At 34.6% G+C, this 23,596-nt stretch carries 21 protein-coding genes; 20 read left to right on the top strand and 1 reads right to left on the bottom strand.

Going from position 1 to position 23,596, the window contains the following annotated elements:
* Positions 1 to 927 precede the first annotated feature (927 nt).
* From ABIN61_03800 to ABIN61_03720, 17 genes are all read left to right on the top strand, one after another.
* Complete coding sequence (locus ABIN61_03800; GenBank protein ID MEO0293332.1) at positions 928 to 1,092, top strand: Trm112 family protein; 165 nt, start codon at positions 928 to 930, stop codon at positions 1,090 to 1,092.
* Positions 1,089 to 4,775 (top strand): C25 family cysteine peptidase, encoded by a 3,687-nt coding sequence (locus ABIN61_03795; GenBank protein ID MEO0293331.1) that lies wholly within the window; start codon positions 1,089 to 1,091, stop codon positions 4,773 to 4,775. Before ABIN61_03800 ends, ABIN61_03795 begins: the two co-directional genes overlap by 4 nt.
* The gene (locus ABIN61_03790; GenBank protein ID MEO0293330.1) at positions 4,772 to 5,239 is read left to right on the top strand and encodes a TIGR00725 family protein; all 468 of its coding nucleotides are present in this window, start codon (positions 4,772 to 4,774) and stop codon (positions 5,237 to 5,239) included. The genes ABIN61_03795 and ABIN61_03790 overlap by 4 nt, the downstream gene beginning before the upstream one ends.
* 214 nt (positions 5,240 to 5,453) lie before the next feature.
* Positions 5,454 to 6,377, top strand: a complete 924-nt coding sequence (gene cysK / locus ABIN61_03785; protein ID MEO0293329.1) for a cysteine synthase A — start codon at positions 5,454 to 5,456, stop codon at positions 6,375 to 6,377.
* A gap of 14 nt (positions 6,378 to 6,391) precedes the next feature.
* Entirely contained in the window at positions 6,392 to 8,026 is a 1,635-nt protein-coding gene (locus ABIN61_03780; GenBank protein MEO0293328.1) for a thiamine-phosphate synthase family protein, read from the top strand.
* Complete coding sequence (locus ABIN61_03775; protein ID MEO0293327.1) at positions 8,023 to 8,475, top strand: Rrf2 family transcriptional regulator; 453 nt, start codon at positions 8,023 to 8,025, stop codon at positions 8,473 to 8,475. The genes ABIN61_03780 and ABIN61_03775 overlap by 4 nt, the downstream gene beginning before the upstream one ends.
* A gap of 10 nt (positions 8,476 to 8,485) precedes the next feature.
* On the top strand, positions 8,486 to 9,781 hold the full coding sequence (locus ABIN61_03770) for an O-acetylhomoserine aminocarboxypropyltransferase/cysteine synthase family protein (GenBank protein ID MEO0293326.1): 1,296 nt from the start codon (positions 8,486 to 8,488) through the stop codon (positions 9,779 to 9,781).
* A gap of 17 nt (positions 9,782 to 9,798) precedes the next feature.
* Complete coding sequence (nrdD, locus tag ABIN61_03765) at positions 9,799 to 9,972, top strand: anaerobic ribonucleoside-triphosphate reductase (protein ID MEO0293325.1); 174 nt, start codon at positions 9,799 to 9,801, stop codon at positions 9,970 to 9,972.
* Positions 9,950 to 11,113 (top strand): cysteine desulfurase NifS, encoded by a 1,164-nt coding sequence (gene nifS / locus ABIN61_03760; protein MEO0293324.1) that lies wholly within the window; start codon positions 9,950 to 9,952, stop codon positions 11,111 to 11,113. Before nrdD ends, nifS begins: the two co-directional genes overlap by 23 nt.
* A gap of 5 nt (positions 11,114 to 11,118) precedes the next feature.
* Positions 11,119 to 11,517 (top strand): Fe-S cluster assembly scaffold protein NifU, encoded by a 399-nt coding sequence (gene nifU / locus ABIN61_03755; GenBank protein ID MEO0293323.1) that lies wholly within the window; start codon positions 11,119 to 11,121, stop codon positions 11,515 to 11,517.
* Between the two features lie 57 nt (positions 11,518 to 11,574).
* Entirely contained in the window at positions 11,575 to 12,507 is a 933-nt protein-coding gene (locus ABIN61_03750; GenBank protein ID MEO0293322.1) for a permease, read from the top strand.
* Positions 12,508 to 12,649: 142 nt separating this feature from the next.
* Positions 12,650 to 13,783, top strand: a complete 1,134-nt coding sequence (locus ABIN61_03745) for a DUF438 domain-containing protein (protein MEO0293321.1) — start codon at positions 12,650 to 12,652, stop codon at positions 13,781 to 13,783.
* A gap of 161 nt (positions 13,784 to 13,944) precedes the next feature.
* On the top strand, positions 13,945 to 14,337 hold the full coding sequence (locus ABIN61_03740; GenBank protein MEO0293320.1) for a metal-dependent transcriptional regulator: 393 nt from the start codon (positions 13,945 to 13,947) through the stop codon (positions 14,335 to 14,337).
* Complete coding sequence (locus tag ABIN61_03735; GenBank protein ID MEO0293319.1) at positions 14,315 to 14,566, top strand: FeoA family protein; 252 nt, start codon at positions 14,315 to 14,317, stop codon at positions 14,564 to 14,566. Before ABIN61_03740 ends, ABIN61_03735 begins: the two co-directional genes overlap by 23 nt.
* Positions 14,563 to 16,281 carry a ferrous iron transporter B gene (locus ABIN61_03730; GenBank protein ID MEO0293318.1) on the top strand — a complete coding sequence of 573 codons (1,719 nt, stop codon included), beginning with the start codon at positions 14,563 to 14,565 and terminating at the stop codon, positions 16,279 to 16,281. The genes ABIN61_03735 and ABIN61_03730 overlap by 4 nt, the downstream gene beginning before the upstream one ends.
* Positions 16,282 to 16,417: 136 nt before the next feature.
* Positions 16,418 to 17,647: a CNNM domain-containing protein gene (locus ABIN61_03725; protein MEO0293317.1), complete on the top strand. Its 1,230-nt coding sequence runs from the start codon at positions 16,418 to 16,420 to the stop codon at positions 17,645 to 17,647.
* Position 17,648: 1 nt separating this feature from the next.
* Positions 17,649 to 18,401 carry a TIM barrel protein gene (locus ABIN61_03720; protein MEO0293316.1) on the top strand — a complete coding sequence of 251 codons (753 nt, stop codon included), beginning with the start codon at positions 17,649 to 17,651 and terminating at the stop codon, positions 18,399 to 18,401.
* A gap of 187 nt (positions 18,402 to 18,588) precedes the next feature.
* Here ABIN61_03720 and ABIN61_03715 read toward each other — a convergent pair whose 3' ends face one another.
* Positions 18,589 to 19,008: a hypothetical protein gene (locus ABIN61_03715; GenBank protein ID MEO0293315.1), complete on the bottom strand. Its 420-nt coding sequence runs from the start codon at positions 19,006 to 19,008 to the stop codon at positions 18,589 to 18,591.
* A 1,058-nt stretch (positions 19,009 to 20,066) separates the two neighbouring features.
* Here ABIN61_03715 and ABIN61_03710 point away from each other — a divergent pair.
* The 3 genes from ABIN61_03710 (at position 20,067) to ABIN61_03700 (ending at position 23,059) form a co-directional block, all read left to right on the top strand.
* Positions 20,067 to 20,354: a hypothetical protein gene (locus ABIN61_03710; GenBank protein MEO0293314.1), complete on the top strand. Its 288-nt coding sequence runs from the start codon at positions 20,067 to 20,069 to the stop codon at positions 20,352 to 20,354.
* A 525-nt stretch (positions 20,355 to 20,879) separates the two neighbouring features.
* Positions 20,880 to 21,119, top strand: a complete 240-nt coding sequence (locus ABIN61_03705; GenBank protein ID MEO0293313.1) for a hypothetical protein — start codon at positions 20,880 to 20,882, stop codon at positions 21,117 to 21,119.
* 296 nt (positions 21,120 to 21,415) lie between these two features.
* On the top strand, positions 21,416 to 23,059 hold the full coding sequence (locus ABIN61_03700) for a glutamate synthase-related protein (GenBank protein ID MEO0293312.1): 1,644 nt from the start codon (positions 21,416 to 21,418) through the stop codon (positions 23,057 to 23,059).
* The last annotated feature ends 537 nt before the right edge of the window (positions 23,060 to 23,596 follow it).

Genomic DNA, 23,596 nt, shown 5'->3' with positions numbered 1-23,596 from the left:
TAAGGCTTTAACTCTAAAAGAAAAAACTACTCTATTTACTGAGCGGATTTTTTGAACGCAAGTTTTTAACAAATAAGAGTAATTCATAAAATTAAAGGTAAGGATTTCCTATTCCTTGTTTTAAGTTTTTTACTATAACTTTTTCTTCTCATTTATTTTAAAAAATCTTTAAAGAAAAGTATATCCAAACAATAATATTATTATTTCAATATTATTATTTCAAAATAAAGCAAAAAACGTTAACGGTGATAGGTAAAAACTACATTAAATTTTTGGAAATTATCTTTTAAGAAAAAATTTTTGTCTATTTCTTTTGGCTTTATGCAACATTTTTATTTTGTTTCTGAATTTAAGGAGAAAGAAAAACTCCAACTTAGAGATATCTCTACGCTAATTTTCAAAAGTTATATATTTCTTGACTTTCTTACTTATCAACCACCTAGATATTTCCTAATTCTAATACCCCTCATTGTATATTTTGTTGTTACTCTTCCTATTAACTTTATTGAGTTCTTCAGAATTACAGGAGAATCAAGAAATCGCATATTTTTTTCTCTTTTCCTTTTTATAATTTTTACAAACTTATGGAATTTTAATAATTTGTATATTACTACTTAAAAAGTCCTGATTTTTCAACAATAAAAATGGGAGAGAATGGAGCTTTAATTAAGTCTACTTGAGATAAATAAATTTGATTTTTATTATGATTATCATTCTCTAAAAGAGGGATCTCAGAGGAAAAAGATTTATTATCTCATTGAGGAAGAAGAATTTTCTCCTCCTTTAAATTCTAACTTAAAATATGTTAAAAGTTATGTAATTCTAAAAAATGGAATAATTTAGTAATTAGGCTTTACGAAGTTAAGTATTAGACTTCTATTGACTTTTGCTCCTTGTTAAATAGTTTTTATTTAAAAGGAGGTAATAATGATAAAAAAAGAATTATTGGATATCCTTGTTTGCCCTAAATGTAAAGGTTCATTAAGGTTGGATGAAAAAAAAGAAAGGCTAATCTGCGACAAATGTAAACTTGCATATCCAATTGAAGATGGAATTCCTGTAATGCTAATTGAGGAAGCAGAAAAATTATGATTTTGTTTTTTTTATTTTCTGCCATAAATATTATTGCAGATACCCCAGATTCTTTAATTATTAAATATACCTTAGAATATGAAAAATTTCTAATCTCAGGTAGAATTTCCTATAAACTAAAAGAAGGAAACTTTTACCCTATAGAAGAAGGAGTGGCTGAGTTACCTTCTATAAGAAGGTCAATTTTAACTCCAGTTGGATGCGAAATAGAATTAAAATACAAAGTATTAGAATCTCAAAAAGAGAAAGGGATCCCAAGAGTTTTATCTTACTTCGGAGAGGAAATAGAAAAAACTCCTCCTCCCTACATTTTACCTCCTGTTGCGATAGAAGAAAATACCCCTTCTCCCTTTGGAAATTCTACTTTAATCATAAATCCTTTTTCTTTTGATGGAGAAAAAATAGAGGAAAGGAAATTAATTTTAATTAAAATTTATTTTAGAGGAGGAAAATGGATTAAACCAAGGGGCTATCAAGCAAGAAAACTTAGCATTTTTTTAAATAAACAAAAAGGAGAAGCAATAATACCTTCTATCTATAAAATAAGAGAAGAACCCTCCCTTTACTTAAAATTAAAAACACTAAAAGAAGGCTTATATGAAGTTACCCCAAAAGATTTAGAAAAAGTTGGCATTAATCCATTAAGAGTGGATCCGAAAAAGATTCAAATTCTTGGTGGATATAAAAAGGTTATGAAATGGAATTTGGATAGCCTTTTAGCAATGGACACTCTTCCAGAAGTCCTTCCTACCATATATGAGATCGATGAAGACGAAACTTTTGAACCATGGGAGAGAATCATATTTTATGCTCATTCTCTTTCGGGTTGGAAAAGGAATAGGTTTACTTCTAAAGTGTTTTTCTATTATCACCCTTACACAGACACAAATATTTACTGGCTCCGCTTTAACAAAGAAGCCTTAAAAATGAATCAAGTTTCTCAAGTTGGAGGAGAAGAATCTTCTTTCTTTATTGATACCATCCATCTTGAAGAAGATGTTTTTAGTCCTTTAAAAAGTGGACTTACCTGGGGTTGGAAAGAATTAAATGTGATTGGAGAAAACTTAGAAAGTGAAAATAGCAAATTAATAACAACCTTTATTCCCCAAGACCCCCTTGACTCTAAAGCAATAATATTTGTAGCTTTCTATCCTAAGGAGAATAAAAACACTGATTTGGAGATCTCTTTAAATGGAGAAACATCTCTTAAAACAGTTCCTTGTTTTGGAGACCCTAAAACTGATAGGACAATTTTTATAGATACATTAGAAAACCTCCACTCAGGAATAAACGAGTTAAGTGTTTCTCTTAGAAGTAGTGAGAGATCTATAATTTTAGATTATATAGAAATTATTTATAAAAGAAAAACAATCGGGAAAGAAGATTTTTTAATTATAAAACAGGATTCTTCTTTAAGAAATTACCGAGTAGAAGGATTCTTAAGAAATCCTTATGTGCTTGACATTAGTAAAGAAAGCTCTCCGAAACTAATTTCTTCTGATTTCGAAAATGGAACTGTGAATTTTTCTTCTGCCTCAAGTAGAGTTCTTTTACAAAGCTCTCCTTTTTCTATAGAAGAAATATCCATATCAAATCCAACCTCCCTATTCCAGGGTGGAGCAGATTGGATTGTCATAACCCCAGAAACCTTTTTCTCTGAAGCTCTAAAATTAAAAAATTGGAGAGAGAGTAATTTAAGAGGCTTTTCTTCTCCTATAGCAAAGGTTGTAAAAATTGAAGAAATTTATGATAATTTTTCTTATGGGGTTAAAGATCCTTCCGCCATAAAAAGATTCTTATATTGGACGCAATTAAATTGGAATCCACCTCCTAATTATGTTTTGCTTTTCGGAAATGGTAGTTACGATGACAAAAATTTAACAGGGAATGGGAAGACATCCTTCATTCCTATTCATACAGAAGGTATCACGGTTTCTCAGAAAGAGGGTTATTTAACTTCAAATCCTTCTTGGGATAGCTGGTTTGTAAATTTTAACGAAGACCCAAGACAAGTCCCAGATATACCTATTGGGAGAGTCACAGCTTCTAACTTACAAGAAGCTAAAGGATGGGTAGATAAGTTAATAGAATATGAGAAAAGTTCGGGTAATTGGAGAATGAAAGCTATTCTTCTCGCTGATGATGCATTTTCTGCTACAAGTAGTGCTGAAAGAGAGAATACTGACGGTATGGAAAGTATTGCAAGAAAACTTCCAGGGTGGATTTATAAAGATAAAATATATTTAATAGAATATCCAAGAGAGGCAGGATTAAAACCTTCCGCCAGGAAAGCTCACATTGAGTCAATGAAAGAAGGAGCTCTTGTTGGAATGTATATTGGGCATGGAAACTTAAGAGGTTTAGCCCACGAAGGAGTTTTTCTAATTCAAGACATAAACCTACTTTCTAATTGGAGAAAAACCCCAATCTATTATTTTGGCTCTTGTGATGTTGGTTACTTTGAAAGACCGGATGAGCGTAGCATTGGGGATTATTCTGTTCTTTATAAAGAGGGGGGAACCATCGTAACAATTGCTGCAGGAAGAGCTACAGGAAACCCTGATAATACATACTTGGGAGAAAGGATAATCGAGTATCTTTTTAACGATTCTGTAAAAACTGCAGGAGAGGCTTTCCTTTTTGCAAAAGAAAAGGGAGGACATTCAACCTACACATTCTTCGGAGATCCCGGAACTTCTATATTGATTGATTCAGCTCCGTTAACTGTTTCCCTAAATGATACTTTTAAAACAGGCTCTTCTATAGAAATAAAAGGAGAATGTAAAAATTCAGCAGAAAAGATTTCCTGTCTTCTAACAGAGGGAAGCTATGATACATTAATAGACGGAAGCGAAGGAAGTGGCACTTTAATGATTAAAGTAAGAAAAGAAGGAAGAATATTATTTAGAGGTAGTGCACCAATAGTGAACGATTCTTTTGTGATAAAAATGAACCTCCCTTATGACATAAAAGCAGATTCTGGAAGAATCCGTTTCTATTCAAGAGGAGAAAAAGAATCATATTTCTCCTCAAGAATATATTTTAAAGAAGGCCTCCCTTCCCTAGATACACTACCACCTTCTATCTCTTTCCAATTGGAAGGTAGGGTTCTTAAAAAAGGAGATTTGATTCCTCCTTCAGGGGAGATGACTCTTATTATAAGCGATTCCAGTGGAATTGACTTACGAGACAAAACCAATATCCAAGTCAACGTTGGCGGAACTTCAAAACTTCTCCTTGGAGATAAATTTACTTATTTAACAGGAACCTGCACTATAGGAGAAGTTTCTTTTGCCTATGAAGCTCCCTCTCTCTCTGATTCTATTAAAATTAAAGTTTATGCTAAGGACAACTCTGGAAACATTGGTTCTTGCGAAACGAGCTTTAAAGTTGGGAGAAAAGAAATTCTTTGGAACGTAAACAATTATCCAAATCCAATGAAGGATAAAACAATAATCGTTTATAATACATCTCAGGAAGTGCCTGTTGAAATAAAAATCTTTACGATAGCTGGAAGACTGGTTAAAGAAATTTATCCTGGAGTCTCAAAATATGGGATTAATTATGTAGAATGGGATGGAAAAGATAAATTAGGAAGACCCGTTTCTAATGGAGTTTATTATTATATGATAAAAGCAGGAAATACCGAGCCTTATTACGGTAAAATAGCGGTAGTAAGATGAAAATTGTCGGTGTTATTGGCGGCTCTAAGGTTACAGAAGAAATTTATAATATAGCCTACGAAATGGGAAAGCTAATTGGGGGAAAGGGCTACGCTTTAGTCACTGGGGGATTAGGAGGAGTTATGGAAGCAGCTTCAAAAGGAGCTAAAGAAGAGGGAGGATTAGTTATTGGAATCCTACCAGGAAGCTCAAAAGAATCAGCTAATAGATGGGTAGACATCCCAATACTTACAGGAATGGGACATGCAAGGAACGTAATCATTGTCCAAACCGCCGATATTTTAATAGCAATCGACGGAGCCTTAGGGACACAAAGCGAAATTGCTTTCGCTAAGATATATGATAAAAAAATAATAGGGATAAAATGCGATCTTCCAATCCCAATAGAAAAGGCTAACTCTCCAAAAGAAGCAATAAAAAAAATAGAAGAGTTTTTCTCTAAAAATCAAAATAAAAAAAATTAAATCGAGAAGATTTCTTTATCCAACCTATCTTTTCTTTAAAAATTTTGCTAAGATTAAAAAACAAATTAATATTTTAATCTTTTTCCCAAGGAGACCTAATAATTTAAAAAGCCTTTTAAATTTTAAACAAAATCCCCCCTTGACAAATTAAATTTTTTGTTATAATATCACTAAAACTATGATATTAGTTATAATATTAATTAGGAGGTTAAAAATGGGTAAAGTTGTGAACAGTATTTTAGAATTGATAGGTGATACACCTATCGTGAAATTAAGTAGGTTAGTTAAGAAGGATTCTGCTGATGTATATTGCAAGTTAGAAGGATTTAATCCTTTAGGTTCTATAAAAGACAGAATTGCTCTCAGTATGATAGAGGCCGCAGAAAAAGAAGGAAAAATAAAGCCGGGGGATACCATAATTGAGCCTACAAGTGGTAATACAGGAATAGGACTTGCTTTTGTCTCGGCTTTTAAGGGATATAAATTGGTGCTCACAATGCCAGAGACAATGAGTGTAGAGAGGAGAAAAATAATGAAGGCTTTTGGAGCAGAGATTATACTTACTCCTGGCGAGAAAGGAATGAAGGGGGCTGTAGAAAAAGCCCAGGAATTAGCAGAGAAACACGGATGGTTTCAACCTCAGCAGTTTAATAATCCTGCGAATCCCGAAATTCACAGAAAAACGACAGCAAGAGAGATTTTAGAACAGATTCCAGATCTAGACGCTTTTGTTGCAGGCATCGGCACGGGTGGGACTATAACTGGTGTGGGCGAGATTCTCCGGAAAGAAATAAAAAAGAGAGAGATCCTGATTATCGGAGTCGAACCTCTGGATTCGCCTGTCCTTTCCGGCGGAAAGCCGGGTCCACATAAAATTCAAGGTATTGGTGCCGGATTTGTTCCTAAAGTTTTGAATACGAAGATTTATGACGAAATAATCCAGGTAAGCAACAAAGACGCTTTTGAGATGGCTAAATTACTTGCAAGAAAGGAGGGAATTTTCGCAGGAATCTCTTCAGGAGCTGCTCTTTGGGGAGGTTTAAAGGTAGCTAAGAGATTGGGGGAAGGGAAGAAAGTAGTTGTTATTCTCCCAGATCACGGAGAAAGATATTTAAGCACAAACCTTTTTGAGGATTAATATTGGAGGAACTTATGAAGAATAGGGCAGAAGAGATTGAGTTATTCGGCAAAATGAGCATAGCTCTAAGCGAAATTGAAAATTGTAAAGAGTTTGCCTCTTTTATACCCGAAGTTAGAACAAATTTAGTATATGCAAAGAAAGATGCGAAAAGAGTTGAAGATGTCCTTGGAATAGATGGAAGAATTACAATTGTAAATGGTAAACCAAGAGCCTCAGGTAATTTGAAATTTGGAGCTTCTAGTCACATGGCAAGATTAATTCTTGAAATAAACAAATATGAACCTTCCATTCGCGCAGGAATAAATTTTGCCTGTAATGAGAAAATAGTAAAATTCCTACAAGATTATAGTGTTAAGAAAGACTGGATTTTAGGTAAAATAGACCGCTCTTTGGAACCAGAAGATGTGAGAAGGCCAGAAATGGCTTCTATGTCTTGGAAAATAAAAATGGCTGTTGAGTCTACTGGCGGAAAAGTCCCAAGGGTTTTCTATGAAACGGGTGCTCTGGGAAAAGAGGAAGTAACGGTTTTAGTTGGTAAGGACCCAATAGAAGTGGCAGAAGAAATTTGTTCCCTCGCAAGAGCTTATTTTAAGAAATCACAGAGGAAGTTAAAAGTAGGTAAAATCGACCTAAAGACTTTTGAAACCTATCTCTTAAAAAGGTTGGGGAAGAAAGATAAAAGAGTCATCGTTCCACCTCTAACTGGCGTGAATGCAGCTGTTATTGAAATCGATGAAGATAAAGTTTTAATCATAGCAGAAGATCCAATATTCTCTATTCCTGGGCAACCATTAGAGATGTATGGTTGGTACACTGTACATATTGGAGCAAGTGATGTGGCTGTTATGGGAGTAAAACCTGAATTTATGAGTTATACATTAATAATGCCTCCAGAAACTCCTGAAGAAGATTTCAAGACTATCGTGAATTCAATTCATAAAACTGCAAGTTCTCTTGGAATAGCGATTATTGGAGGACATACTGGATTTTATCCGGGATTTGCTTCTCCAACAGTTGGCGGAATTACTGTCTTTAGTTTTGCTAAAAAAGGGAAATATGTAACCTCAAAAGGAGCAAAACCTGGAGACGATATTATCCTCACGAAAGGACCTGCTATAGAAGCGGTTGGTATTTTATCTATTCTAAGAGAAAAAGAATTAATTAAGAAATATGGAACATCTATTGTTAAAAAAGCACAAAAACTATCAAAGGAGATCTCAGTGGTAAAAGATGCATTAACAGCTATGAAATCAGGTGAGGTTACCGCGATGCATGATGCAACAGAAGGAGGGATTATCGGAGGACTTTTTGAAATTGCAAATGCAAGTGCTGTCGGAATGGAGATAGATGAAACAAAGTTCATATATCCGGAAGAGGTCAAGACAGTTTGTAAAGCATTCGGGATTGACCCCCTCTATGCAATCTCAGAGGGATCACTAATCATCACTTCCAACCCTACCCATTCAGATAGAATTATTTTAAATTTAAAGAAAGAAGGGATAAAAGCTTCTATTATAGGGAAGGTAACTGAGAATACCAGAAAGCGGTTTATAAAAAGAATAAAAGGAGAAATCGAACCCTTAAAGATTCCAACTCAAGATCCCTTCTGGCCAGTTTTCTTTGAATCTCTGGAGGAAGAAAGATGAAGCTTTCGACAAAAGGAAGATATGCTGCAAGAGCAATGTTAGAGCTTGCTATAGGTTATGGGGATGAATTTTTATCAATAAAAGAGATAGCAAAAAGGGAAGAAGTCTCTGAGAGATATCTTGAAAATATTATGAACAAACTAACCTCAAGTGGATTGGTTATAAGCTTAAGAGGGAAAAACGGCGGCTTTCGCTTGGCTAAAAAACCTCGTGAAATAACTTTGGCAGAAGTAATTAATGTGGTGGAAGGTTCTCTTAGCCCTACAGATTGTGTTGATCGGCCAGAAATATGTAAGAGAGTTAGAACCTGTGTAACTTACGAAATCTGGCAAAGATTAAAAAAAGCAATGGAAGAAATTTTAAATGGAATAACATTAGAGGATATGGTCCAAATGTATAAAAAGAAGAGCATAAAGGAAGAAAATCTTGAATTTTTGTATTACATTTAAAGGAGGAATAATGAAAGAGAAAAAACTCAGCACGCTCTCACTTCACGCAGGACAAACTCCAGACAAAGAAGTTGGAGCCAGAGCAGTCCCAATTTATCAGACAACTTCATTTGTCTTTAAAGATACAGAACATGCGGCAAATCTCTTCGCCTTAAAGGAATTCGGAAATATCTACTCTCGAATTATGAATCCTACAGTGGAAGTCTTTGAAAAAAGGATGGCTGCAATTGAGGGAGGAACTGGAGCTCTTGGAGTTTCATCGGGGCAAGCTGCAGAAACTCTTGCACTTCTTGGGATAACATCTATAGGAGATGAGATTATCTCTGCAAATAATCTTTATGGAGGGACCTATCAATTATTCCATTACTCCTTTCCTAAACTTGGAAGGAAAGTTAAATTTGTTGATTCTACAAAACCAGAAGAATTCAAAAAGGCATTAACAAAAAGGACAAAAGCTATTTATGCAGAGACAATCGGTAATCCTAAGTTAGATGTCCCAGATTTTGAAGCATTAGCTGAGATTGCTCATAGGGCAGGAATCCCATTTGTAGTTGATAATACTGTAGGGGTTGGTATCATAAGACCTATAGATTATGGAGCAGATATTGTTGTTCTTTCTGCTACAAAATATATTGGAGGGCATGGCACATCTATTGGTGGAGTCATTGTTGATTCCGGAAAATTTAACTGGGATAATGGTAAATTCCCGGAATTTACTGAACCTGATCCGAGCTACCATGGACTTAAATACTGGGAGAGTTTCGGGAATTTCCCAGGAATAGGAAATATTGCTTTTATAACAAAGGTGAGGGTTCAACTTTTAAGAGATATTGGAGCTTGTATGAGTCCTTTTAATGCTTTTCTGTTCTTGCAAGGTCTCGAGACTTTGCCTCTGAGAGTTAAAAAACACTCTGAAAATGCGCTTGAAATAGCCCATTTTCTAAAAGAGCATCCTCTTGTAAATTGGGTAAATTATCCTGGGCTTCCAGATCATCCTTCACATTTTACTGCAAAAAAATATCTCAAGGATAAATTCGGTGGTTTGGTTGGATTCGGAATAAAAGGAGGTATTAAAGCAGGCAAAAAATTCATTGAATCGGTTAAAATACTCTCTCATCTTGCAAACATAGGAGATGCAAAATCACTTGTTATTCACCCTGCTTCAACAACTCATCAACAACTTACAAAGGAAGAACAAAAAGAAACTGGAGTAACAGAGGATTACATCCGGTTATCTGTAGGGCTTGAAGATTCTGAAGATTTGAAAGAAGACATCGATCAGGCCTTACGGAAAGCGGTTAAATAACCTCAAAGGAGGATTGAATGAAAAAAATAATTGCAGTTAAAACAGAGGTTTATTCAAGAATTGTTGGTTATTTTAGACCCGTTGAGGGATGGAATGTTGGAAAGAAAGAGGAATTTAAGGATAGAAATTATCTTAAAATAGAAGAAAAGAAGTACGGGAGGCTAAAAGATGGGAAAACTAATTTACCTTGATCATAACGCAACAACCCCTGTAGATAAAAGAGTCCTTCTTGCAATGTTCCCTTATTTTTCGGAAAAATATGGAAATCCTTCAAGTATATATAGACTTGCCAAGGAATCCGAACTTGCGAAAGAAAAAGCCAGGGAGAAAGTCGCAGCTCTTATAAATGCAAAACCCTATGAGATATTTTTTACAGGATCAGGCACAGAATCTGATAATTTTGCAATTAAGGGAATCTCTTTTGCAAACAAAGACCGTGGAAATCATCTCATAACTTCAAAAATAGAACATCCTGCGGTTCTTAATACATTCAAGTGGCTTGAAAAACAAGGTTTTGAGGTTAGTTACATTGGGGTAGACAAATATGGAATTGTTGATTTGGATGAATTGAAAGATACTATAAAAGATAAGACAATCTTAATCTCCATTATGCATGCAAATAATGAAGTAGGAACAATTCAACCGATAAAAGAGATAGCTAAAATTGCAAAAGAACGAAATATTTACTTTCATACTGATGCTGTTCAGACTGTAGGGAAAATTCCTATTGATGTGGAAGATTTAGGGGTGGATCTCTTATCACTCTCCGCCCATAAATTGTACGGACCAAAAGGCGTTGGAGCTCTTTACATAAAAAAAGGGATAAAAATTGATTCCCTACTCCATGGTGGTCATCAAGAAAGAAATAAAAGGGCAGGAACAGAAAATGTTCCCGGAATTGTTGGTCTTGGAGTTGCAGCAGAAATCGCTTTGGAAGAAATCGATAAAAGAGTCGAAATAAAAAAATTAAGAGATAAGCTCGAAAAAGGTCTTCTTGAACTAATTGATGAGATAATAATAAATGGTCATCCTGAAAAAAGATTAGAGGGAACTTTGAATCTGTGCGTTAAATATGTAGAAGGAGAGTCAATGTTATTACAGTTAGATTACTATGGAATAGCAGCCTCGAGTGGCTCTGCCTGCACCTCAGCTTCCCTCGAACCATCCCATGTTTTAACCGCTATGGGAATTCCTCCTGAGATTGCTCACGGCTCACTGCGATTCAGTTTCGGAAGAGAAAATACTGAAGAAGAGGTGGATAAGGTTTTAGAGGTTTTACCTCCAATTGTGGATAAAATGAGAAAAATGTCACCGCTTTATCCAAAAAGATAGGGAAAATGGTTTATTCAGAAAAAGTAATGGAACATTTTATGAATCCGAGAAATATGGGAGAGATTCCGGATGCAGATGGAGTTGGTCAGGTTGGAAACCCTGTCTGTGGGGATCTAATGACGATTTATATAAAAGTAAAAGATAATATAATTACAGATATTAAATTCAAAACCTTTGGTTGTGGTGCGGCAATAGCTACATCTTCAATGGTGACTGAACTTGTAAAGGGGAAAACAATTGAAGAAGCTCTTAAAGTTACAAACAAAGATGTGGCAGAAGAACTAGGCGGACTACCTCCTATAAAAATGCATTGCTCTCTTTTAGCTGAAGAAGGGATTAAGGCTGCAATTAATGATTACTTTAAGAAAATCAAAAAAGATCCTCCAAGAACCGAGCATAATTAGAAAAATGGATAAAAACAAAAATGTTGAATCAAACCTTTAAAAAAGGAGAAAATATAGATGGAGATAATAATTAAATTTCTTATGGCGTTTAAAGATTATTTTATTGAGGTCTTACCATCTGTTGGAGTAGGATTTTTATTGAGTGGGATAATTCACGAATTCATACCCCAAGGATGGGTAGAAAAGACTCTTGGTGGTAAGAGAATAAGACCCATAATTTACCTCACCCTCTCAGGAGTAATTCTTCCCCTTTGTTGTTTTGGTTCTCTTCCGGTAGCAGTTAGCTTGCACAAGAAGGGGGTAAAGTTGGGTCCAATTTTAGCGTTTCTGGTGGCAACCCCAGCTACTTCTATACCCGCCCTTTTGGTAACCTATGCTCTTCTTGGGATAAAATTTGCCGTCTTTATATTCTTCGCCGTTATAATAATTAGTTTGGTGATAGGCCTATTTGGGAACCTTATTGACGTCAAAAATAGAGACCTCTCTTCTCAAAACCTGACTTTGGCTTCTAATCCTTCCTGTGCTCATTGTGAGGAAAAAATTGAGACTAACTCTAAAAGGGAGATTCCTCCAAGAAAGTTCAACCAAAGATTAAAATGTGTTTTCAGACATTCTTTCGTAGATTTACCGAAAGAAATTGGCCCAGAATTACTCTTAGGGTTAGCTCTCGCAGCACTTATAGTTATAATCACTCCTATTGGGAAATTCATTGAAGATTACTTTGGAGGTGTTTTTGGGTATCTATTTAGCCTTGTCTTTGGAGTTGTAATGTATATATGTGCTACTGGGAGTGTCCCCTTAGTTCATGCCTTCATTTCTCAAGGAATGAATATTGGAGCAGGGATGGTCTTACTCATTGTAGGGCCAGTCACAAGTTGGGGAACTCTCCTCGTTTTAAGAAAAGAGTTTGGAATTAAAATTCTCCTTACATATTTAACAATCATCAGCATCCTCGCATTATGCTTAGGAACTCTTTTTTCAAAAATTTGACAGCATGGAAAATGAATAGAGTCTCTCAAAGAGGTCAATATAAGAGAAGAAAGTAAAAAGGAGGAAAAATGAGTGAATTATTCGGAGAAAAAAAGGATAAAAAAATCTTATAAAAGAACTTATAAAAAAGATACACAAAGGAATGGACCCAGAAATTGCAAAAGAAAAATTTAGGGGAATTCTTAAGGATTTAAGTGTCGAAGAGATTACTTCAATTGAAGAAGAACTAATAAAAGAAGGGATATCCTTAGAGGAAATTCAGCGATTATGTGATATCCATTTAAAAATTTTTAAAGAATATTTGGACAAACAGAATATTTTAGTTCCTGAAGGTCATCCAATACAAATCCTTATGGAAGAGCACAAAATAATTTTGAGATTCGTAGAAGACCTAAAGAATATAATAGAGAGAGCAAATAATGTTAAAGATCACCGCTTACTTAATAAAGAATTCCATAACATTGTTGAACATTTCAAAGATTCGGAGAAACACTATCTTCGGGAAGAGAATGTTTTATTCCCTTACATTGAGAAACATGGAATTACAGAACCACCTAAAGTTATGTGGGCTGAGCATAATGAAATAAGAGTAAATGAAAAAGAGCTTTATTCTATAATTGAAGAAGAGAAAAAGATAAAACAGGAAGATTATATCAAGAAGCTTAAAGATATAACTTTTGCTCTCGGCGATAAACTTATGAGTCATTTCTATAAGGAAAACAACATTCTTTTCCCAACAGCATTAAATATTATAAAGGAAGATGAATGGAAAGATATAGAAACACAATTTACAGAAATAGGTTATTGCTGTTTTACTCCAAAGATTATTAATATTCCAACAGAAAAAGTTGAAGCTAAAAAGCTCACAAAAGGATCTGAAAAACTAATAGAATTTGAAACAGGAAGTTTTTCCCTCGAAGAACTGGAATCGGTTTTAAATACTTTACCAATTGATATCACTTTTGTAGATAAAAACGATACTGTCCGATATTTCAATCAAGCAAAAGAAAGAATCTTCCCAAGAGGAAAAGCGGTTATTGGCAGAAAAGTCCAATTATGCCATCCCCCTCAGAGCCTACACAAAGTAGAGGAGATCCTCAGAGATTTTAAAAACAATAAAAGAGATGTGGCAGAATTCTGGATAAATATGAGAGGACGCCTTATTCACATTCGGTATTTTGCTGTTCGTAGAAATGAAAAGTATCTTGGGACTTTGGAAGTAACACATGACATTACAGAAATAAAGAATATAGAAGGAGAAAAAAGATTGCTTTAAAAACATCTTTCACCAATCTCTTTTAAAAATTTTTTATTATCTTCATTCTTCATAAAATATTCTTTATAAAAGGGATTTCCGCAAAGAAACTCCAATAAAACTCTTGACAAAAGATAAATATCTCTTATAATATTAGATATATCTAACTTATGGAGGATAAAATGGGGTTAACTGGAAGCAGAGAAGATTATCTTGAAGTTATATGCGAGATTTGCAAAAAGGAGAAAGTTGCAAGAGTAAAAGACATTGCCTTAAGGATGGGTGTTTCTCTACCAAGCGTAAATTATGCTTTAACTATGTTAGAGAAAGCCGGCCTTATAAAACATAAAAAATATGGATTTATAGAACTAACAAAAGAAGGAAACAAAACAGGCAAAGCCATTTCAAAGAAGCACCAAATAATAAAAGAATTCTTAATGAATATATTAAAAGTGAATGAGAAAACAGCAGAAAGAGATGCCTGCAAAATGGAGCACGTTCTTTCAAAAGAGACCCTAAACAGAATGGATTTTTTCTTAAAAACTAAAGGAGGTGAAAATAGTTACCCTTATTGAAGCAAAAAAGGATGTTCCTCTTAAAGTTATTTCTATTCAGAAAGGCAAAGGAAGATGCTTAGGTTTAGTAAAGAAACTTAATTGTATGGGAATAAGAGAGGGGGTTATTATAAAAAAGGTTTCTGCCCAACCATTTTCTGGACCTATTATAATCAAAATTGGAAACTGTGAAGTTGCCATTGGTAGAGGAATGGCAAGCGCTGTTATCGTAGAAGAGGTAGAAAAATGAAGAAAATTCTCTTGTTTGGGAATCCAAACGTTGGTAAAAGTGTTATATTCAGTAGACTTACTGGAGTGAAAGTAATCATTTCAAACTATCCAGGGACCACTGTAGAATATCTAAGAGGAAAAATCCGATTAAATGGAGAATATATTGAAGTTATTGATACACCAGGAACCTATTCTCTTGATCCAAGTTCTCCTGCTGAAGAAGTTGCAAAGAAAATATTGGAAGAGTCCTCCCCAAAAGACACCTTGATTTTAAATGTTGTTGATTCGACAAATTTAGAAAGAAATCTTTATCTAACAATCCAATTATTATCTACCGAATTTCCAGTTATTGTTCTTCTTAACTTCTGGGATGAAGTTCACCACAAAGGGATAACCATTGATATTAAGAAACTAAGCGAGCTTTTGGATGTGCAAGTGATCCCTACTGTGGCGGTGACAGGCTTTGGCATCAAAGAGCTAAGAGAAAAAATTAAAACTGCAAAGCCTTCTAAATTCAATGTAAAAAGTGAGGATATATGGAACTTAATTGGAGAAATTACTAAAAAAACCCAAGCGATAACACATCACCACCACACTTTCCTTCAGGTTTTAGAAGGGCTATCAATTCACCCAATAGGAGGATTGGCTCTTGGAATTCTAATTTTGCTTTTTTCTTTCGCGGTTGTTAGGTTAATTGGAGAGAGTCTAATTAATTTTGTTTTTGAACCAATATTTGAGAATCTATGGGCTCCTCTATTATTAAAAATCTCAAAAGCTTTAGGAAGCTATAGCTTCCTCCATAGAATTTTTATTGGGGAATTAATCAACGGAAAAATTGATTTTTCTCAATCCTTTGGTTTGCTCTCCACCGGGTTATACATCTCAATAGCTAATGTTTTTCCTTACATTTTCAGTTTCTATTTAATCCTTTGTATTCTTGAAGATACCGGATATCTCCCAAGATTAGCCGTCCTTTTGGACCATTTTATGCATCAAATTGGTATTCATGGATTGGGTGTTATTCCTATGTTTCTTGCCTGCGGTTGCAATGTTCCGGGAGTCTTAGCAACAAGAATTATGGAAACAAGAAAAGAAAGATTCATCGCCATAACTCTTATGTCAATTTCAATACCTTGTATGGCTCAAACCGCAATGATATTTGGACTTTTAGGTAAATATGGAATAGGAGGAATTAGTCCAGTTTTCCTCTCATTATTTCTTGTATGGGTTATAGTTGGAAAACTTATGGCAAGGTTTGTTAGGGGAGAAAGCCCAGAGATCTTCATAGAAATACCTCCATATAGGGTTCCACATTTAAATACTCTTCTAGAAAAACTTTGGTTGCGAATTAGTTCCTTTTCTAAGGAAGCCCTCCCTTTTGTTCTAATTGGGGTTGTTATTGTTAATTTATTCCATAATTTTGGAGTAATGAATTTCTTATCAAGAGTTTTTAGTCCAATTCTCACAAAATTTTTAGGGCTTCCTTCAGAGGCTATATTGGCTTTATTTATTGGATTTCTAAGAAAAGATTTAGCAGTTGGTATGCTTGCACCCTTAGGCTTATCTAAAGGCCAATTGATCACAGCTTCTACGATCCTAACTATGTATTTCCCTTGTGTAGCAACTTTTGTGGTTTTACTTAAAGAATTGGGACCATTAGATACACTTAAAGCTACAATTATAATGCTCTTTTCTGCTTTTTTTGTTGGGTGGATTCTAAACTTGATTTATTAAAAAAATAAAAGCCTTGACAAAGAAATAAAAATTTTTTACAATAAAAACAAAATGCAAATTGATGAATTTTTTCTATCTTTTGATAAGACAATCTTAAAAATATATCTTTTCTTTAAAAGTTAAGAGGAGGATTCTTATGGTGATATTACTCTTAGTAATTTTTTTCAGTATGTCAATCTCTCTTCTATGCTCTATTTTTGAATCCTGTTTACTCAGCATCTCAAGAGCAGCAATTGGAGAGATGTCTATTAAAAGGCCAAAACCTGCTTTTATCCTAAGTACCTTCAAAGATAATATCCAAAAGCCAATAGCTGTAATTTTAATTGTAAACACTTTTGCTCACACCATAGGAGCTTCTTTGGCTGGGGCTCAGTTTAATAAAGTTTTTGGTGGGAAATGGATCCTAATTTTCTCTATTCTTTATTCCTTTGCAATGATTCAATGGACAGAAATATTGCCAAAAACCTTGGGGGTTAAGTATAATAAAAAAATTGCCCTTTTAATTGTCTATCCTCTTGAACTGACAATTCGCATATTCTCTCCAATGGTTTGGTTTATTGAACTCTTAAACAGACCCTTTGTTGGGAAAAGCACAGAAACTTCTAAACTAAAAACCATAGATGAATTATCTGCCTTGGCTAATTATGCATATATAACAAAAACAATAACCAAGGATCAAGAACAAATTATCTCAAGAACAATTGATGTTTCAAAGAAAAAGGTACAGGATATTATGATTCCAGCAAAAGATATGAAAGTCCTAAGGTCAAGTATGTCTTTATCTGAAGCTCTAATAGAAGCTCACATTCACAATCACACAAGGTATCCTCTAATTGATGATAGCACGGAAGCTTTCAAGGTTATTGGTTATGTTAATTTTAAAGACATAATTAGCGCTTTAAAAATAAATCCTCATGATCCCTCAGTAGTTGGCATAAAACGACCCATAATGAAGTTTTCTCCTATAGAAAGCTATGGAGAAGCTTTTAGAAAAATGACCGCTTCTCGCCAGCATATTGCTATTGTTGAATCTCAAGAAGGAAAAGTCCTTGGCCTTGTAACCTTAGAAGATATTATTGAAGAGATAGTAGGAGAAATTGAAGATGAATATGATGTAATGCCGTCTTACTTATACAAAATAACTGAAAATCGTTACAATATTGGAGGTGGCGTTAAGATAGAAGAAATAAATAAGTTGTTAAATATGAATTTACCCGAACCAGAAAAAGCTCTTGGAGATTGGATTCTTTCTTATTTCGGAGTAGAGCCAAAGGCTTCAATGAGACTCCAACACAAAGAAGCAAACTTTATTATAAGAAAAATAAGAAGAAACCGGATAATAGAAGTAATCTTGGAGAAAAAATAAAATGAGTTGCTTTTGCTATTCTTCTAACTCTCCCATCTCCACTCTTCACAAGGAATCTCCCAAAACCTATCTTTTGAAGAGGAAAGGTAGTAAAAATTCTCCTCTTTTCAAAATTTCTCTCTGCCAATGGTCACTTCATCGTCATTTCTTTAAGAGTGGAGAAGAGGCCACCTTAGATTTTCCTCTCATTGCTAAAAGACAATTTGGAATTGATGCAGTTGAATATGTAGACCAACTCTTCCCCCAAAAAATAGATAAAAAATACATCAAAGAATTAAAGAATCGTTCAGAAAAAGAAGGAATAAAAAATCTACTCATAATGCGCGACCGAGAGGGGAATCTTGGCGCAAAATACAAAAAAGAAAGAACTTTATCTGTAGAGAATCACTATAAGTGGATAGACATTGCAAAATTTTTAAATTGTCATTCTATTCGAGTTAATGCTATTGGAGAAGAAACTCCTTTGGAACAAAAATCTCGTATTAAAGAAAGTCTTCTTAAACTTTTAGAATACGCTATGGAAAGAAAAATAAATATAATAATAGAAAATCATGGAGGGTTATCTGAAGACCCAGACTGGCTTTCTGGTATTATCAAAGAGATAAATAATCCTTTCCTTGGAAGTTTACCTGATTTCGGAAACTTCCCCTTAGGAATTGATAGATACGAAGGAATAAAAAAACTCCTGCCTTTTGCAAAAGGCATTAGCGCAAAATCATATAATTTTGATGAAAACGGAAACGAAACACCATAGACTACGAAAAAATGCTTAAACTCATTTTATTAAGTGGTTATAGAGGCTATATTGGAATCGAATACGAAGGGACCCTATTAAGTGAATATGAAGGAATAAGAAAAACAAAAAATCTTTTGGAACGTATTTTTGAAAAATTCAAAACTCAAAATTTTTAGAGAAAAGAGAAAAGGTAAGGTGGGCTTAGTTAATTTTGAGAAAGGAGGAAATTGCTTAAATCCTCATTCATATCACAAGAAGCATTCCAAACAACTAAACTATCACTTTCCCAAGAAATCTTTACCCACCTTACCCTTTCTCCTGAACCACTAAGAACAATCGGAATTTTTATCTTTTGAGAACCTGAAATAGAAATACCGCTAACTCCTCTAAAAATCCTATTTTCATAAGCTACAACTACATTTATCTTCACCTCTCCACTATTCTCAGAAGACAAACCAATAACAAACTTACCATTCTCTTCTTTTACCCCCAGAAGCCTAATAAGAGGCTTCTCAACCTTTTCTTCCCTAATTTCCTCTTTCTCAAAATCCGGAAATATAAAACTCAATGTTGCTGTTGCGCTTGCTTTTACTCCTGTTATTAATAAGACAATAAATATATACATTTTTCGTCACCTCATTTTTACATAATGCAAGTTTTGTTCCAAAATTCAAGTTGTTTATTACCAAATACTTAAGACAAATAGGTGTTGCATTTATTTGTCTTTGTAAAAAATTTATTACTCAATATTTTTGGATTTTTAACTCATCAGGAAAGGCTTTATAGAAAGTTCTGCGATTTTTAAAAATTAAGTTATTGCATAACAAAAACCTACCTTTTTAACAACGTCCCTAAAAACAATCTTAATTAGAAGTTCTTTATAATGTAAAAAAATATATACTTAAAACATAAAAATTATTTGAATGAATTTTAGGGGATGGGCCTGTTTTCCAATAGCTTATCTTGAAGGGCTTTTTCTGTGTTTTGGTGGAGATCTATTCCGAAAAGAGAATCTCCTTCCTCTTTTTTGTATTCCTACTAAACTTCCGTCAATTCTTATTTCGCGATTTCTGGATTCATGAGGACTGAAGAGTTGGCAAGCTAAATTTGAACTCGCATGGCAGAATCTTGCCTTTTGTTTTCCCCTCTTAAGGAGAGAAGCGATCCTTGAGAAGTTAGTTCTGTTTCTCTCGAAAAGAAAAGGTGAACTGGCAAAAATGTTCCTTATTAGGTTGGTAGAGTTCTGGTAAAAATTGAAGAAATTTTCCTCGAGCCTTCTTTAGACCTAATCCTTTGAGGAAAAACGAAACAACAATAAATAATCCCTGAAGACCACAAAATCTACATTTATCCGAGGAAATTTCCTGTTCGAATTATTTTCTCAAATTTAAAAACTCTATTGAAAAAAATTAAATAAATCCATTAATTACAAGGATTATATCCTGAAAAAAGAAAAACATCTACCAAGCAATCTAACTCCCCTCCCCCTATTCTGCTCTTTAAACCCATAACATAAAAATTGTATTAACTATTATTTAAAAAATATAGAGGTAAAAATGAATCCTGTTTTAATAGGATTTTTTATTTATCTTATCCTGGTTCTTGGAATAGGTATTTAGAGTGTTAGTCTTACCAAAACTCATGAGGACTTTGTTCTAGGCGGAAGAAGGTTCTATCCTCTGGTTGTTGCATTTCCAGAGAGCATCTGGAGAATCAGGATGGTTAATTCTAAGTGTAGCTACTATGATCTTTACTGCAGGTCTTATAGAAGACTGGACTGTCATAGGATGCTTAGCTGGAATAATTGCATCCTGGTTTATAATCGAAAAAGTTATAATATTTTATCCGCTTCTCAGAGGTTTTTCGGCAGTTGCCCGGAGAGATTTCTCTCAGACAATATTAATGATTATAACTCTTGTAGGTATTCCTATAGTGGAATTTATTGGCATCATAAGGAGGGTATACCATTAACCTTCCCCTTTCTTCTCTCTTTGGGAAAACACCAAAGGCTGGTATGTTGCTTTTGGAGTAATTGGCGGGTTAAGCTAGGGGTTCTTGGCTACCTTGGACAGCCACACACAATCGTCCGCCTTATGTCAATAAAAGACCCTGAGAAATCAGAATAGGGAGAAATATTGCTATTACCTATAGTATCTCTGCATTTTTAGGAGCCCTTCTTATAGGTATAGGAGGGAAAGGTCTGGTATTACCCGAAACTTTATCTATTCGGAACACCTTATGCCTTTCCTTGCAACAAAACTTTTTCTGCTCTAGTTTGGAGTAATTTTAATCTCTGATGTAAGTACTCCAATTAGGTCTACAACTGACTCCTATCCTCTCTTTACATCTTCTGCTTTATCCGAAGATGTGGATAACAGCATCTTCAGAAGAAAAATCTCTGATAAAACCCAATTGTTTGCCTCAAGAATTATAACTTTATTTATATGAGTAGCAACATTTTTACTTGCAATAAAATCAGAAAAACTTATTTATACGATGGTTCCATATGTCTATATTGGCCTCGGATCTTCATTCGATCCTATACTTCTCTTCTCCTTAAAGCGGAAAAGAATCCCAAAATATGGAACAATTGCTGGAATGTTAATAGACACCATAAGCACAATCATCTATGCGAATACTAAATTAAATGATTTTATCACCGGAAGAATCACTTCTTTCGTCCTTGCCACAATCGCAGTTGTAGTAGGAAGCCTGCTTACCCCAGAAAAGAAATAAAAAACATACATTGCGGCAAAACCGTTCTACAAATATAAAAATCAACCTGCTTCTACGTGAACACGAAACCTAAAACCTGATTATAATAAATTATTTATTTTTTAACACAATTGTTCCCTTGCGACAAACATCTCTTCTTTTCAAATTTTAATTCAAATGTTAAATCAAAAACATTGACAAATTACAAAATCTGATTATCTTCCTTTTGAAAGTTTTGGAATAAATATTCAAAAAAGTGAATATTTATTCGATAAATCTTGAATAAATCAAAAACAAAGGAAAGGAGGAAATTAAAAATGCTCAATTGGCAAAAAACAAACGACGCTCTTGGGACCGTCAACCGAGGCAATCCAACAGAATCTGGTTTATGCACTCTTTGTCAGGCAGATTGTACTGGAAAATGTGAAACCTGGATGGCAAGTTTAAGAGGACGAAATTTACTATATCCGAGGGACTTTGGGAATGTTACAGCTGGGAGTGGCAACACCTGTGCTATTGGCGTTTCATACCATTCCCTAAGGATACAGGGTTATCTCTATGGGGCAGAGAACTTACAAAAAGGCTTATCCAATGATCCCGATGATTGTATCTTTCCTAATGTCAGTGTAGAAACCGAATTTGGAGCAACGGTTAAAACAAAATCAACATTACCTATAATGACAGGTGCTTTGGGTTCTACCTTTATTGCAGCAAAATACTGGGATTCTTTGGCAATTGGAGCAGCCCTTGTTGGGTTTCCAATTGTTGTTGGAGAAAATGTTGTAGGCATTGACAGAGATGCTGTTATTAAGAATGGTAAAATTAAAAAAGCCCCTGAACTGGAAAGGCGAATTGATACCTACTTGAGGTATTTCGATAAATACGGCGCTATCATTGTGCAGATGAATGTAGAAGATACTCGTAACGGAGTAGCTGAATTCTTAATCGAAAAATACGGAGATAAAGTCATTATCGAACTTAAATGGGGCCAGGGAGCAAAAACTATTGGAGGCGAAATCCAGGTAAACAGTCTTGATTATGCATTGTTTTTAAAGAACCGTGGCTATATTGTAGACCCGGACCCGACAAAGCCAGAAGTTAAGGAAGCTTTTAAACATGGAGCTATAAAATCTATTGCACGACACAGTAGACTTGGATATACAAATAGAGAGTCTGCTGAAGATGTTAAAGAAGATTTCTTTAAGGAAATTGAATATCTCCGTAAACTCGGTTATAAGCGGATTTCTTTAAAGACAGGTTCTTATGGGATGGAAGCTCTGGCAATGGCTATTAGATATGCATCAGAAGCGAATCTTGATCTTTTAACCATTGACGGTTCTGGCGGTGGAACAGGAATGAGCCCATGGAATATGATGGAAAACTGGGGAGTTCCCTCCCTTCTCCTTCATGCAAAGGCTTATGAATATGCTTCTATTCTTGCAGCAGTTAAAGGAATGAAAGTGGTGGATTTAGCTTTTGCAGGCGGAATTGCAAGAGAGGATCAGATTTTTAAAGCTCTTGCTTTAGGAAGTCCTTTTACGAAGCTCGTATGTATGGGTAGAGCCCTTATGATCCCTGCCTTCCTTGGTTCAAATATCGAAGGAGTAATAAAACCTGAGATGAAAGAAAAGATACATGGGAACTGGGAAGAACTTCCCAAGACCGTCTCTGTATTTGGAAATAAACCGGAAGAAATATTCGCTGGCTATTATGACCTTGAAAAGAAAATAGGAAAAGATGAAATCAAAAAGATACCATATGGAGCCATAGCTATCTGGACTCTTGCGGATAAGATAAAAGCAGGTTTACAACAATTACTTGCTGGTGTTCGAAAATTTAGTGTAAAGGGTATTTCTCGTAACGATATATTCTCGGCAAATAGAGAAACCGAAAGAGAAACGGGAATACCTTTTCTCACCGATATGCTGGACGAAAAAGCAAAGATGATTTTAACATCATAAAAGTTCTTCAAAAATGGTGGTGAGCAAAAAGGGATACTCTTTCGTAATCATTACCTACTCCCTACCAATTGCTCACCACCATTAAAAATTTGAATGAAAAATGAAACTTAGTTGCTTTAATTCACCCCTACACATTAACTGATGTAAAAAGGCTCTCTTTGATACCGAAATTTATAAGATGAGAATGGTTAATTGCTTTTGGTGGTGGTCGCTCAAAAGGGGTATGTGAGGATTTACATCGGCAAGGTAGAAGAAGGGAATCTCCTGGATTGTATTAGAATCAGAACTAGCGAACTGGGGTTAACGCGATTGGGTAAAAAAGAGAATTATATGAAAAAGAAAGGATTGTACAGTAGTTGCATAAACGACAAAGAATGTCTAAGAAAAATTTCTGTATAGTAATGGGAAACCCTTTGAATACGAAAGAAATAAATCATTAAAAACAAAGGAAGAGCCAAAAAGTAGAAATAAACTAGTACATCTTTACAACCCTCCACCAAAATATTCAAACATTCAAAATTTGTTTTTATTTGATGT

This window comes from candidate division WOR-3 bacterium, assembly GCA_039804165.1.
GTDB lineage: Bacteria > Hydrothermota > UBA3072 > UBA3072 > UBA3072 > JAFGHJ01.
The sequence above is the reverse complement of the archived record's forward strand: the minus strand, read 5'-3'. Positions and strand labels throughout refer to the sequence as shown.